This window comes from Marinobacter sediminicola (assembly GCF_031157525.1).
Taxonomy (GTDB): Bacteria; Pseudomonadota; Gammaproteobacteria; order Pseudomonadales; family Oleiphilaceae; genus Marinobacter; species Marinobacter sediminicola.
The window spans coordinates 300,531-313,535 of record NZ_JAVIXR010000002.1; the positions used below are offsets into that span (position 1 = coordinate 300,531).

Consider the following 13,005-nt stretch of genomic DNA (forward strand, 5'->3'; position numbering starts at 1 on the left):
TGGAACGGCAGCTTACAGCGAACCTTTGGTAGACGGAGTAACACCCGCCATCGCCATGCGCTCATCCATTTCAACCGCCATACGCAGGGCACGGCCGAATGCCTTGAACACAGTTTCAATCTGGTGGTGGGTATTCTTGCCGCGCAGGTTATCAATATGCACAGTCACCATGGCATGGTTGATAAATCCACGGAAAAACTCTTCAAACAGATCCACATCAAAGCCACCCACAACTGCGCGGGTAAACGGCACTTCCATAATCAGGCCAGGGCGGCCAGACAGGTCAATCGCAACGCGAGAAAGGGCCTCATCCATGGGCACATAGGCATGGCCGTAACGGCAAATGCCTTTTTTATCTCCCACCGCCTGCTTGAACGCCTGGCCAAGAGTAATGCCAACGTCTTCCACTGTGTGGTGGTCATCAATGTGCAAATCGCCTTTGGAAACGATATCCAGATCCATCATCCCATGACGGGCAATTTGCTCCATCATGTGTTCCAGAAAGGGTACGCCTGTATCAAATCTGGATTTGCCGGTACCGTCGAGGTTAATGTCGACAGTGATCTGGGTTTCAAGGGTATTTCGTTCTACCCGAGCCTTACGTTCGGCCATGGAGACTCCGTAGCAAATTAAGTGGCACAACGCCGGAAAATATCAATTCCGGGATTATACCTTTTATGCCCTCAGGAGTCCCATAACCGGATTAATCGCTACGATAGTTCGTCTGAACAGAAAAATCAGAAGGCCTTCTTAAGATTGGCCATGTAAGTGTCCACCAAGCCGTTGAACTCATGCTTGATAACAGGACTGATGGCGAGTTTCAAAAGCCCGGGCAGCGGCAGAGTAAGCTCAGCGCTGGTCTGGAATTTCGCAATGGTGGCATTATCTCCTTTTGCCTTCAGCACCCAGGACCCGCGCACCAGGCCATTACCCTCGCCTTTTACAGGCTCCCAGGTAATTTTCCCTGAGTCTTTGTCGGAAGCATACTTGCTTGCGTATACAGATTGGATTGCGTGCTTGTCGACACCCACCTTTTCCATTTCCCAGCGGTAAGTGTTATCGCCCAAGTCTGTGAGCTTATTCACTTTTGGGAAATGGGCTGCAGAGCGCGGCACATCTGCCAGCAGGTCGAATACTTCGTCATAACTGCCCGGTATTTCAAGCTCTCGGTTCAGTTCAATCGAAACAGTAATAGCCACAGCGAACTCCTTTTTATGGTTATTCAATAATTCTCAGCGCGGAAACAATGGGGGTATTTTGGCCTAACACTACGGCATTGTCATACTCCCACCCTGTTAATTTGTTAACCCTGCGTTATCCTTTAGCTTATTCGCACCCGGATTCGGCTTGAATCCTGAAAGCTATCGCACCAGTTCTCGCAACAAGAAAGGACGCCCGAAACATGAAAGCCATACGTTATGTGCTGATCGCCATCGTTGCAGTAATTGTTCTCGCCATTGCCGCGATTGCTATTGCCATGGTTGTTATCGACCCAAATGATTACAAACCGCAGATCGAAAAAGTTGTTGAGGAAAAAACCAACCTCGACCTCATTCTGGAAGGCGATATCGGTTGGTCTTTCATCCCTCTCGGACTTGAGTTGAATGATGTTGAGGCCACTCTGGATGGCGAGCGACTCGTTGCATTGAAAAAACTGGTGGCACAGATCGACTTCTGGTCTCTGATTGCCATGTCGCCCCAGGTAGACACCTTCGTACTCGACGGGCTCGAGGCCCACCTGACCATCAACGAACAGGGCGAAGGCAACTGGACCCGCATCATGCCGGAGCCGGCAGAAGGCGAAGCGAAAAATAAACAGGATGTTGCCAGCACACCTGAACAAACGCCTGCAGCGGACACCGGCGACGAACAGGACGGCGAGGCCCTTAACTTTAATGTCGATAACGTGCAGATCAGCAATGCCCAGGTGCACTACAGCGATCTGGGCACTGGCCAAAAAGTGACGCTTGAGGATTTCACGGTAAACGCCAGCAGCATTACTCTGGGCTCTGAGTTTCCGCTGGAGATCGGTTTCCGTGTAGAAACAGCCCAGCCACAGTTCGCAGTGGACGGAAGCATAGAAGCCCGCCTTGCTGCCAACGAAGCACTGAACGATTTCGCGATGTCTGGCCTGAAAGCAGAATTCAAAATGAATGGCGAGCCATTCGGCGGCAAATCCGTAACTGCCGAAATGTCTGGTTCGGCCAAGGCCAACCTGGAAAATGAAACGGCAACGCTGAGCGACTTTACCGCCAGCCTCGCAAACCTGACCCTGAGTACCAATCTGGACGTTAAAGGCTTCGGCGCCAAGCCTGCCCTCAAGGGCGAACTGGCTATCAATGAGTTCTCCCTGAAAGATCTGCTCGAAAATCTGGGGCAACCTGCTGTTAAAACAACCGATGAAGCCGTCCTTGAAGCCATCGCGTTCTCCACCAACATCGGCGGGCCAGCCGGCAAGCCTGCGCTGTCTGACCTGGAGATCAAGCTGGATGACACCACCTTCAAGGGCTCAGGCAGCTACAATCTGGAAAACGGCGGCATTGTATTCAATCTTCAGGGTGACAAGCTGAATGCCGACCGTTACCTGCCTCCCGCGGTCGAGGGTGCAGATACAGAAAGCGATGCGCCTGCTCAAACCGTCGCCAGCGGCCCGGAAGGCGACCTCTTGCCACTGGAAACCCTGCGCGGCCTGCTACTGGATATCGACTTCGGACTGGGCGAGCTGATTGTAAGCAACCTGTCGATCAACGAGATCAAGGCCAGCACAACCGCCAGCAAAGGCCTGCTGAAAGTGGATGAATTCAGCGGCAAACTCTATGAAGGCAGTTTTGGCGCAAACGCCACCATTGATGCCCGCACCGATACGCCAAAATGGACCATAAATTCAGATGTCAGCAATGTGCAGACCCTTCCCCTGCTGGCAGATCTGGCAGAAATCACCATGCTTGCCGGTGGCGCCAACCTTAAAATAAATGCCACTACCTCGGGCAACCGTATCTCGGTTCTGAGAGACAAAGCTGATGGCCAGATCAGCTTCAATCTTGCGGAAGGCGAGTTCCGCAAAATGAACCTGACTCACCTGGCTTGCCAAGGCATTGCTTTGGTTAACCAGGACGAGCTAACAGCAGATGACTGGGGCGACACTACGCCATTCAACGATATGCACGGCACCCTGGACATCAACGGCAACACCTTTGACAACACCGACCTGGTTGCATCACTTGCAGGCATGAAACTGGAAGGCCAAGGCACCGTCGACCTGAAGCAAACGCTGGTTGATTATGAGCTAGGTCTGCGGATTGTAGGCGACATCCACCGCGACAACGCCTGCCGTGTAACCGAGTACGTGGAAGACGTGGTTATACCGGTGGAATGCCGGGGTGATTTCTCAGCCGGCGCCGCCAGCCTGTGCTCCTTTGATGGCTCACGCTTCCGCGACACGCTGAAAACCATTGCCTCAAATGCCGCGAAGAAGAAAGCCAACGAAGAAATAGATAGAGCGAAAGATAAAGCTGAGGAAAAGGCACGTGAAAAGCTGGAAGAAAAGCTCGGCGAAGGTGCAGGCGACAAGGTAAAGGATGCCCTCAAAGGTTTGTTCAAGTGACGGCAGACAGCTTCGCTGACAAACTTCTGAAATGGTATGACCAACACGGCAGGCATAACCTGCCGTGGCATCACCACCGCACCGCCTACCGGGTTTGGGTTTCTGAAATTATGCTCCAGCAAACCCAAGTGGCGACTGTTATCCCCTACTACCAGGCATTCATGGCGCGCTTCCCGGATGTGCAGTCTTTGGCGGAGGCGCCAACGGATGACGTGCTCAGCCACTGGTCCGGGCTTGGCTACTACGCCCGTGCCCGTAACCTGCAAAAAGCAGCCCGTGCAGTTATAGAAGATTTTGGTGGCACCTTCCCAAGTACACAGGAAGAACTGGAGAGCCTCACCGGCATTGGCCGCTCCACCGCCGCAGCCATTATTGCCCAAGCTCACAACAAACGCGCAGCCATCCTCGATGGCAATGTGAAGCGAGTACTGGCGCGCTATCACGCCGTTCCCGGCTGGCCCGGCCAGACCTCTGTACAGAAGCAGTTATGGGTACACGCAGAAGCACACACACCCGATGAACGTGTTCGGGACTATACCCAGGGCATCATGGACCTCGGTGCCATGGTTTGCACACGCACCCGCCCCGCCTGCGAGGACTGCCCCCTGCAACAAGGTTGCACGGCATACGCCAGAGGTGAAGCCACGCTCTATCCCGGCTCAAAACCGAAAAAAACCAAGCCGGAAAAGACCACATGGATGGTGATACTTGAAGATCAGGAAGGTCGCATTCTGCTGGAACGTCGACCACCCAGCGGCATTTGGGGTGGGCTTTGGAGCCTGCCAGAGTTGGACCCGGCTTATGGTGCAGATGAGCTGCAGGAAGCCTGCGAGAGGAGCCTTGGGGTTAATTGCACAGAGCCGGAGCTGATCGATGGTTTTCGTCACACTTTTTCCCACTACCACCTGCACATTCAGCCCGCCCGGCTAAATGTAACCAGGCAGAACTCAGTGAAGGACGATGCCCAGCAGAAATGGCTCCACCGGCACGAAGCCCTAACCCTGGGCTTGCCCGCGCCCATCCGCACGTTGCTCACAACCCCGGAACAGACCAACCTGCTGTGATAACAGCGCGCACCCGCTCAGCCGGCACTATCTGATATCATCCATTTACTTATCTTTGACAACAGGAGCGATCATGAGCCGTACCGTTTTCTGCCGTAAACACCAGAAAGATCTCGAGGGCCTGAGCTTCCCCCCCATGCCAGGCGCCAGGGGTCAGGACATCTACGACAACATCTCCAAACAGGCCTGGGAAGAATGGCAGCACGAGCAAACCATGCTCATCAACGAAAAGCACCTGAGCCTGATAGACCCGAACACCCGCAAGTACCTGCAAGCTCAGATGGAGCATTTCTTTAACAACGAACCTTTCGACAAAGCCGAAGGCTATGTACCACCGGAGAAATAACCCCGGTTTGATCAAAGCCTGACCAACCCTGAAAAGAATCAGATATTTTTCCGGGCCGGCCTTGACTCACTACACCGAAACCGGTTTAATAGCGCCCCGTTGCACAGCAGTATAGCAACTTGCCCGGATAGCTCAGTCGGTAGAGCAGAGGATTGAAAATCCTCGTGTCGGTGGTTCGATTCCGCCTCCGGGCACCATTAAGAATTCAGATGAAACCCGCCTTGTGCGGGTTTTGTTGTTTCTAGTGTCCACCCCCTATATTCTTTCACTACTCCTGCCCCCGATTACCTCCCGCTAACCTCCAAAATTCAGCTCCCGCTTCGTCCCTAGCTTCAATCCAGCGCTCTCGTTTCCGGGAGCTATATTCCCCGCTCATGTAATCTTCAAGAGCATCCCATTCCTCTTCAATGAGATCCTGAAAAGTCTTCTCAGTCATGCACCTTCTCCTTTTTTGCTACCACTCAAGATTAGCCCCCACCAAGAATAAACACAACATATAGTGACATTACAATATTATGGCGCTATATAGGCGAATAGTGATGAATTATGGCAAAGTGATCCGGAGAAACATGAGCGTATCGCATGGTCAACTTTATGTCCGAGTGGCCTAGCACTCGCTGCAAGGTAAGAATGTCTCCTCCGCTCATGATGAAGTGGCTAGCAAAGGTGTGCCGGCAAACGTGCGTGAACTGACCACGAGGTAAGTCAATTTACGCACGCTCAATGGCTTTTCGGAATGCTGCACTGCAGCTGAAAAAGTGAGTCTCTTTAACTAGATCCTTATAAAGCGTTTCGGAAATAGGCACACTCTGGGATTTGCCGGATTTGGTGTAATTATAGGTCACCCGGTATGGCGTGAAGTTTGACCAGGTAACGCCTTCGGCCTCTGACCATCTGGCACCTGTTGCCAACGCTAAACAGGTAACGTGATAAAGACTGGAATTTGAGGAGGTTTTGCATTCATCGAGGAGACGGGCAATTTGCTTCTGGTCAAGAAATGGCAGCTCCTGCTCGTCCAGCTTGAACTTTCTCAAGTTTCTAATCGGGTTCGGCTGGTGCCATTCACCCTGTCGAATCAGTTCGTTAACGACAGCATTCAGGTAGGCGTGTTCGTGATTCAACGTATTCTGCTCGACCCCGTCGTTCTCTATTCTTGAACGGCGATAGGTGGCAAAGTCGGAAACGGTCAACTCGGTTGCCCTGGGATTCTGAAGCTTGTCAGCCAATGCATCCAGCTTCCGTTTCCTCTGTTCTCCGTCTTTCAGGGTGTGGCCATGTGCGTCATACCATTGCTGGCTCAGGCCTTCTAGTCGACGGCGATCCTTGGAGGGATTCCATGTTTGATCTCCAGCTTTTGAATCAAAGCTCTTTCTGAGGCGTTTGGAGCCACGGCCATCCTGTCGAATATCTACCTGCCATTTTCCCGAGGGTAGTTTTTTGATCATGCGGCCACCTTAGTCAGCAGTCGTCGTCTTATGAGTCCGTCCTGGAAGAGTTCGCTTTCAAAGATTTTTCTTCGCCGGTAATAGGCGCACAGATCCTCCCAGAGGCCGGATTTTTTGAGGCAGTCCCAAGCCTGTCTTGCGTTAAACCGGTTGCGTGCATAGATGGAAAGCAGGTTTCCGAAGGCCAGAGAGACGTTCTTTTCGTTGCCGCAACCGGGTTCCTTTTTTGCGCGTTTGCAGAGCAGGTCCGGGGCTGAATAGCCGAAGCCGATGTCGTCTCTGAGTTTGGTCCAGATGGGGCGTACCCATTCACGCTTTACTTCGTAGCGGTTGGATTTCAGGGCGTATTGCCAGAGGCCGGTCAGATGCGGGACAGCGTCCATGTAGGTATAGATGGGCTTCATGCCAGGTGTGCCCTCGGAGATCTCGTTGACGATCCGGTGATGAAAACGGATTTCCAGATGCCAGACGGGTTTATCAGGATCGTAACAAGTGCCCGGGAAGCACTCTTCATTCATAGCACATTCCCAGATGCCTTCCATGAAAGCATGTTTGTCGCTGACGTCGACTTCTTAGGATTTTTCGTAGAGGCACACCTGCAAGCTGTTGGCTTTGCCGAAGGTGTAGGTTTCACCACGTCCGTTCACGGTTGAACCGTCCTGGCCCTGGAAGTGAAGGTCACTCATACCGTTGTGGACGCTCACGGTTTTCGAGCGGGTGACGAAGTGCTGACGCAGGTCCTGGGGAGGCTCCCAGCCCTGAAAGTCCGCGGCCAGATGAAGCGCGATTCCAACCGGTTAAATGCCTTTCAGAAAGTACATACCCCACTCTGCCAGTTCGTCGTGTATCTGGTCGCTGGAGCGTTCATAGAGCCAGCGGGGAGAGGTTTCAATCTTTACGTGGGTACCCAAGGCATCCGCTTCGGCATAGAAGTTCTGGATCAGTATCGTCAAGCCATATTCCCGGTTTCGCAGGATGTATTTAAAGCCCCCTCGCCTTCCGGACTGGAGCCGGAACGGAACTTTATTGATGGTGAGAGTGGCGTGGTAGCCGGATTCGTATTCGTTGGCAAATTCCGCGAGGATGTCGGGCTTCAGTCTTCCCTGGAACAATTGTCTTACCGTGTCGGTTTCGGTCCATAGGACGTTGACATTACTCAGGTTCACTTGCTGGCCTTCGGGATCGAACAACAAGCAAAAGAGGGCTGGCCGTCGTAGTGTGTGGTGGCGGTTTCAGGCAGATTAAACGATTCTACTTTTAATCAGGCGTGGGGGACTGAAATATTAGTTATAAAAAGGTATTGGAGAAAGCAAGCCCGGAAATTTTAACTCAATGATTCTCAAGAGAAATACCAAGATCTGTAGCTAAAGAATCTAACAACACACGTTCTAGAGGCCAGTCCTTCAAAAGCCTAGTCCTTTTTCTTTTAAGCATCCAATAGATAAATAAAACAACGCTTTGTTGATATAGGCCATTATCAAGATATTTCTTGACTATTATTTCACCCAGAAATTGGTTTCTGGCAAGAAAACTTTCGATCAAACTAGGCAAGTCACCTGTAATTAGGTCTTCAAACTCATCCCATATCACAATCGAGGACTTTTGATTAGACGGAAAGTTCCCAGTTATACTTCGATACATTCCGTCTAATCTTGCATCTACACCAAGTTCCTCTAATGGCCCAGACGAGAGCTTTAAGGACACCTGACCAAAGAAATCATCTGTCGTCTCAATAAGAGCCATGCTCTTAGCGACAGTTCTATGCACTTCAGGCTGAATCGCCCTTTTCGCCTTGTATATAGCATCATGAGTAAGCTCTGCATGAGCGTGCTGCAACAGAGTTCGAACCTGGACTTCGCAAGGCATGCCGGCAGGAACATAAACACCTCCAAACTCGAATGTTATCTTCGGGCGTAGGATGAAATGAACTGACTGATATGTAAACAAAAGGGGGTCACGTCGCCTGTCTTCGTTAAAGTGCTTGCACGCGTCGTATTCCCATGCTGGATGGTTCACAATCACTTTATTTATAGTCTCAATATCGCCAAGCAAAAGAACAACAAAGCGAACACCGACCTTGTCTTCAATTTCGTCATATGGATTTTTATATTTTTTACTTTTCCTGTAAAAGGCTTTATCAAGTAGCGAAGCATCGGTTTTCAACCTAGGAATCGGAGGAACCTTGAGAAACGATGTGGTATCAATTTCATTTGCTCGCAAATGAGAAAGTATTTCTTCAGCAACAAATCCCCCCCAAGCTTCGTAGGAAGATTTTTCTTCGTGCCAATTTTGTAAAAAATCGCTTTCCTTCATTCTTGCTGCATCACCCGATCTTTAACCAGTATTTTTGTCCACTGAGCTGGCTGGCCTGACTCATCTAGGTCACCAGGTATAGTCTCCATGCTAACCTTTTCAGCAAAGACTTCATGCGGCGCCCAAAACTTGATATTCCCACCAAACTTAACTTTTCGAAATTTAAGCTTGCTCTCAATATGCTCAATATCTTTCGTGAAAGCAGAAGTGGGAACACCCGAGTCCTCCATGTGAGCTAGGAAATCATCTTTAGTTTCATCATTAAAGTACTTTGACGCGAAATCTGAAGAGCTGACAGTTGGTGTCTTTTCTACCTTTAAGTAAGTTGTTAATGCATTTAAAAGCTCGCTCTTATCTGACTCTGAAACGTCTAAGTCAGCGATAAATTTATTCGCGGAATCATAGAAATTTTTTGTTGTTCTAGCGCTAGATTTTGGGTAACCAAAACCTAAAAAGTCCGAATAGAAATATTGGGCAGCTGCCTTACCATCAGTTCTGCTAATCTGGTAATCAGAGATCATGACTGTCCATTTCTGATTAAGATCTTCAACTTCATTTCCGTATTTTGGTTTTTCGAAAAATGCTGCGGTTTTATAAAGCTTTGTTCCAGGCGTAAGAAGAAGCTCTTCGACAAACTTTAGTGAAATCTCTTGAGTATCGGTATTAACCTCTTTCTCATATCCACTGTGAACCTCTGCCTTTATCAATCCCAAGAACCTCTTAGGGGTAGCCCCTTGAGTACCGGTAAAAACCACCAAGATTCCACCCGGAATTGATCTCCTCTGTTGGGCACTAGCCAACTTGAGAGCAAAATCATAGGACGAAACAGAAAAATCTGAATCACCCATTTCCATAACATCGTCGACTAACCTGGGTAGGTCCCCGTCATTTTGGTTTACGATTTGCATCGGAACTGCACTAGACTCCTCACCTAATGCATCTCTGACCCTCGTAATAAATGCGTCCATAGCATTCTTATCAAACCGAGTGTAGTCGTGGCTTTGAAGAGGATCGACCTTTTGACCCTCCTGGTCTCTCTGGTATACCTGATGAATTATAATTCGGTCGATTTCTAGGTTTATTAGTTGCATCCCTGACACATCCAAATTGGTTTATTGTTAAACCTCAAAACTTATAGTTTAAAATCGACTATTTCAATTCATATTCACACAAAGAAACTATATTTAAATTGCCAGAGCAGAATAATAGAGTGAAGTCCAGAACTCTCCCGAGAGTCACACCACTCTGCAAGTGTCGCGCTTGCCTGGCATCCCTGCCGGCGGTAATCCCCGGTTTTCCTGACCAAACGGCTTACTGTCAGTGTACGGTTACGAGTTGTTACGTTTAGGCGTTTTTTCCTAATTCGGCGTGAGGTATTTCCCACGCTGCCCTTTCTGTGATGTCGGTTAATCCGGTTCAATTCGTTGTGCCTGGCGGGTTTGTTCCAGGATGGCGGGGGATTTTATGGGCTCTACCAACAGAGGCTCCCAGATTCGGGTTTTGAGTAAGTCCTGGAATGGGTCTGTGTTGGTCAGGCTAGGGTCTAGCCACATGTCAAAGTCTTCCCGGTTGAGCATGAGCGGGATGCTTTTCGGGTGGATGTGACTGAACCTGGGGTGTGGTGGCAGGGTGATGATGGTGAACGACGGTATCACTTCTTCCTTGAAGTCTCACAGTTCATACAGGCCGGCAAAGGCAATGGCGCTGTCGGCCGGGTGGATGTTGTAGCACTGATTATGGCCTTTCTCACCTGCCCATTCATGGAAACCGCTAGCCGGTATGATGGCCCGCTGGCTGTGAAAGCGTTTCTTCCAGAGTGGGCTGGTGCCTAGGCTGCCCGATCGGGCGTTGAAGGTGCTGTACTTTGGCGAGGGGCGGTAGCCGCTACCATCTGGCTTGCGTTCTATGAGTAGTGACCAGATGGCGTCTTCAAGGGTTCTGCCCTGGTTGGTTTCGTATACGATCTGACCTTTTGCACCAGGTGCTATGTTGAGGCGGGTTTGGGCGCGAATGGGGATACCCAGGATTTCGAGTAGATCCTGGACTAGTGGATCGTCGAGTACGTTGTAGCGGCCGCACATTACTTACACCTTTCAGCTCATAATCAACTATTATGATATGTAGTGGTTCGATAACTTATCGCAGCACTTCTATAGGTAAAGTCATCGGTGGTTATATTTCAACTCACCAAGAGGTGTTGAAGACCGACAAAGGAGGTCGCGCTGAATGATTCATGAAGACATAATCCGCCAAGGCAAAGACGACTACTTCAATCAGCAAGGCCGCTATGCCAACCCATACTCGCCAGGTTCTGAGAAGTTCAATGCGTACGAACGCGGCTGGATGCAAAGCTTGAAAAAGGTGAAGAAGCCTTTCCCTCAGGTATCAGGAGGCACTAAATCATTCGCGGATAAATATCGAAACATACCCAACTGGAAAGGCCCAGGGGATATTGACGACTAGGTGTCAACGAACTGGATCGTCCTGACCAAACAGCTCAGGATAAATGTAACGCCTTCAAGGTCTTACCTGAACGCTATATTTCCTAAAACTGCGCAAGCATTTGCTTACACGCTAAGCCCGGTCAGCTTTAGAAGAATCAGCCACAGCTTCTTCGTGCTGCTTGTTCAAAATCTGAATCTCGCCTGCAATCTTATGGAGCACTTCTTTAAGGCCATCTGGCTCCGGTTGCATAAAATCTTCAGGGGTTTCGGAATCCCACCTCGCTATGAGGCGATTAATTTTCCACCGATGATACCAGCTACTCTTTCTCGCCAATTCTCGAAGTGTGGAATCAACTTCGGAAATTAGCTCCTCAATCACTTTGGCATTTTTTTCTTTGATAAAACGTTTACACACCGTCCTGGTATTCTCGACAACATGAGGCGGCAACGATTCATCAGATAGCTCTGCACTAATCCTCTCAATATTTGAAAGATACTCCTTTTGAGACTCAAGCACGGACGGCAACTTACTAATGAAGGTGATTTTGTTCCCCATGAATGGATCGCACCTAGACAACTCCCTGGTAGCATTTCTGATGGAATCCGAAAAACTCATTCCATCCAAAGCAAAAAAACGCTCCTCCAGGGCTAATCCAAACTGCTCAGCTTGCGATTTGTTCACCTCAAGCGCTTCCTCATCCACTGGTACTCCTAACCCTCCTAGATCACCCATCACAGATTCTACGGTTTCCGATACGCTACCTTTTATATCCTCAGAGTAAGAGGAGAGAGAAATTCTAACCTGCATCACGAGGAACAATGCGTGCCTAACGGACTGTTTGACCTCTAGCCTCGTCTTAAAGGCGAAAGCGATCGCGGCAACTAAGGCCGAGAATACAACTCCGTTCTGCTCAACAACAGGGAACACTGTTTCCCAAAGGAGCTCCAACATGTCCAGCATTAGGAATTTTCCTTTCCTTCAATGAGCCTATTCACCTGTTCCACAGTGCGGGTGCACTTTATTCTTCGATGGACGGTGCACTGCTAATAGTGATATTGCCTAAAGAACTCAGGTCAGATATCGGCCCGATCGCACTCTACAGGCAGAAACTCTTTGTCTACATGAAAAACTAACCTATCCCCAGTAAGCTCTTGAATTCTTGAAGCGGTGCTTACATCTTCGGGGAAAAGCTCTTCGATATTGAGAATATCGTCCATTCCGGGGTGAGAAATGTTCTTTATACGGGCGTCATGCGTGGTAAATAATAAGTTGCCATCCACCACCTGCCATGAATCTGAAGTCGCTACAGAGTAGACAATTTTATCCTCATACTCGCTGTAATGAAACACCAGCTCGCCGAACGAGTTAGCTTTGCCCGTAGGCAAGTACTGATCTGTAGACGAAAGCATCAGAGCACCCTCTGGAAAGACTGCCTCCAGTGTACAGTTCCATGTTCCCAGGAGGGCACTCTCCAAGTGTTCATCATACGTTGGCTCAATACGCTGGGGCGAGGAACATGCGGCCAACACCAAAGGCGTTAATACAAGCAGGATACGAAAAGACATAGGCTTCCTAGCATTAAAGGCTTCAAGTCTACGATACCGTGTTAGAGCTTAAATCACGGACCATGAATGAGGTGTCCCCAAAGCGTCCACGATATCGCGGTTTACAGTGCAGTATAGTGACACCCGACTTCGGGAAACACCTGAATTAACGGGATTTGTGGATTCGTGTGTAGTACGGTGTGTAAGGTACAGCGGATTGAAAATCCTCGTGTCGGTGGTTCGA

Annotated in this window: 13 protein-coding genes, 1 tRNA gene and 2 pseudogenes; 5 read left to right on the forward strand and 11 right to left on the reverse strand. The window is 49.7% G+C overall.

What is annotated here, in order from left to right; translation table 11 throughout:
• Window positions 1-12: 12 nt before the first annotated feature.
• Together hisB and RG807_RS04115 are read right to left on the reverse strand one after the other, a co-directional pair.
• Complete coding sequence (hisB, locus tag RG807_RS04110) at window positions 13-612, reverse strand: imidazoleglycerol-phosphate dehydratase HisB (RefSeq protein WP_200202910.1); 600 nt, start codon at window positions 610-612, stop codon at window positions 13-15.
• A gap of 125 nt (window positions 613-737) precedes the next feature.
• Window positions 738-1,199 (reverse strand): SRPBCC family protein, encoded by a 462-nt coding sequence (locus tag RG807_RS04115; RefSeq protein ID WP_298449139.1) that lies wholly within the window; start codon window positions 1,197-1,199, stop codon window positions 738-740.
• Window positions 1,200-1,402: 203 nt separating this feature from the next.
• Between RG807_RS04115 and RG807_RS04120 the strand changes: the two genes are divergently transcribed.
• The 4 genes from RG807_RS04120 to RG807_RS04135 all read left to right on the forward strand — a co-directional run bounded on the left by RG807_RS04120 (window position 1,403) and on the right by RG807_RS04135 (window position 5,211).
• Entirely contained in the window at window positions 1,403-3,604 is a 2,202-nt protein-coding gene (locus tag RG807_RS04120) for an AsmA family protein (protein WP_309043748.1), read from the forward strand.
• Entirely contained in the window at window positions 3,601-4,668 is a 1,068-nt protein-coding gene (mutY, locus tag RG807_RS04125) for an A/G-specific adenine glycosylase (RefSeq protein WP_298449143.1), read from the forward strand. The genes RG807_RS04120 and mutY overlap by 4 nt, the downstream gene beginning before the upstream one ends.
• A 73-nt stretch (window positions 4,669-4,741) precedes the next feature.
• Window positions 4,742-5,014, forward strand: a complete 273-nt coding sequence (locus tag RG807_RS04130) for an oxidative damage protection protein (RefSeq protein WP_298449145.1) — start codon at window positions 4,742-4,744, stop codon at window positions 5,012-5,014.
• Between the two features lie 121 nt (window positions 5,015-5,135).
• Window positions 5,136-5,211, forward strand: a tRNA-Phe gene (locus RG807_RS04135).
• Window positions 5,212-5,282: 71 nt separating this feature from the next.
• Here RG807_RS04135 and RG807_RS04140 read toward each other — a convergent pair.
• From RG807_RS04140 to RG807_RS04170, 7 genes and pseudogenes are all read right to left on the reverse strand, one after another.
• The gene (locus RG807_RS04140; RefSeq protein WP_309043749.1) at window positions 5,283-5,450 is read right to left on the reverse strand and encodes a hypothetical protein; all 168 of its coding nucleotides are present in this window, start codon (window positions 5,448-5,450) and stop codon (window positions 5,283-5,285) included.
• Between the two features lie 85 nt (window positions 5,451-5,535).
• Window positions 5,536-6,459, reverse strand: a pseudogene (locus RG807_RS04145) (phage integrase).
• Window positions 6,456-6,977, reverse strand: coding sequence for a hypothetical protein (locus RG807_RS04150; RefSeq protein ID WP_309043750.1), 522 nt, complete (start codon window positions 6,975-6,977; stop codon window positions 6,456-6,458). Before RG807_RS04150 ends, RG807_RS04145 begins: the two are co-directional and overlap by 4 nt.
• A 279-nt stretch (window positions 6,978-7,256) precedes the next feature.
• A complete protein-coding gene (locus RG807_RS04155) occupies window positions 7,257-7,625 on the reverse strand; it encodes a hypothetical protein (RefSeq protein WP_309043751.1) in 369 nt (122 codons plus the stop codon).
• Window positions 7,626-7,788: 163 nt separating this feature from the next.
• On the reverse strand, window positions 7,789-8,772 hold the full coding sequence (locus tag RG807_RS04160) for a GTP pyrophosphokinase (RefSeq protein WP_309043752.1): 984 nt from the start codon (window positions 8,770-8,772) through the stop codon (window positions 7,789-7,791).
• Window positions 8,769-9,863, reverse strand: a complete 1,095-nt coding sequence (locus RG807_RS04165; RefSeq protein ID WP_309043755.1) for a nucleoid-associated protein — start codon at window positions 9,861-9,863, stop codon at window positions 8,769-8,771. The genes RG807_RS04160 and RG807_RS04165 overlap by 4 nt, the downstream gene beginning before the upstream one ends.
• A 315-nt stretch (window positions 9,864-10,178) precedes the next feature.
• Window positions 10,179-10,853 (reverse strand): annotated as a pseudogene (locus RG807_RS04170) (SOS response-associated peptidase).
• A 145-nt stretch (window positions 10,854-10,998) separates the two neighbouring features.
• Here RG807_RS04170 and RG807_RS04175 point away from each other — a divergent pair.
• A complete protein-coding gene (locus RG807_RS04175; RefSeq protein WP_309043756.1) occupies window positions 10,999-11,235 on the forward strand; it encodes a hypothetical protein in 237 nt (78 codons plus the stop codon).
• A gap of 111 nt (window positions 11,236-11,346) precedes the next feature.
• Here the strand turns inward: RG807_RS04175 and RG807_RS04180 are convergent, their stop codons facing one another.
• Entirely contained in the window at window positions 11,347-12,177 is an 831-nt protein-coding gene (locus RG807_RS04180; RefSeq protein WP_309043757.1) for a hypothetical protein, read from the reverse strand.
• A 113-nt stretch (window positions 12,178-12,290) separates the two neighbouring features.
• Window positions 12,291-12,782 carry a hypothetical protein gene (locus RG807_RS04185; protein WP_309043758.1) on the reverse strand — a complete coding sequence of 164 codons (492 nt, stop codon included), beginning with the start codon at window positions 12,780-12,782 and terminating at the stop codon, window positions 12,291-12,293.
• Window positions 12,783-13,005: the final 223 nt, after the last annotated feature.

What these genes read in the sequence shown, in the direction of transcription:
- RG807_RS04175 (WP_309043756.1), top strand. Translation starts at nt 10,999, where the DNA reads ATGATTCATGAAGACATAATCCGCCAAGGCAAAGACGACTACTTCAAT.
- RG807_RS04160 (WP_309043752.1), bottom strand. Translation starts at nt 8,772, where the DNA reads ATGAAGGAAAGCGATTTTTTACAAAATTGGCACGAAGAAAAATCTTCC.
- RG807_RS04130 (WP_298449145.1), top strand. Translation starts at nt 4,742, where the DNA reads ATGAGCCGTACCGTTTTCTGCCGTAAACACCAGAAAGATCTCGAGGGC.
- RG807_RS04165 (WP_309043755.1), bottom strand. Translation starts at nt 9,863, where the DNA reads ATGCAACTAATAAACCTAGAAATCGACCGAATTATAATTCATCAGGTA.
- RG807_RS04140 (WP_309043749.1), bottom strand. Translation starts at nt 5,450, where the DNA reads ATGACTGAGAAGACTTTTCAGGATCTCATTGAAGAGGAATGGGATGCT.
- RG807_RS04120 (WP_309043748.1), top strand. Translation starts at nt 1,403, where the DNA reads ATGAAAGCCATACGTTATGTGCTGATCGCCATCGTTGCAGTAATTGTT.
- RG807_RS04185 (WP_309043758.1), bottom strand. Translation starts at nt 12,782, where the DNA reads ATGTCTTTTCGTATCCTGCTTGTATTAACGCCTTTGGTGTTGGCCGCA.
- RG807_RS04150 (WP_309043750.1), bottom strand. Translation starts at nt 6,977, where the DNA reads ATGAATGAAGAGTGCTTCCCGGGCACTTGTTACGATCCTGATAAACCC.
- hisB (WP_200202910.1), bottom strand. Translation starts at nt 612, where the DNA reads ATGGCCGAACGTAAGGCTCGGGTAGAACGAAATACCCTTGAAACCCAG.
- RG807_RS04180 (WP_309043757.1), bottom strand. Translation starts at nt 12,177, where the DNA reads ATGCTGGACATGTTGGAGCTCCTTTGGGAAACAGTGTTCCCTGTTGTT.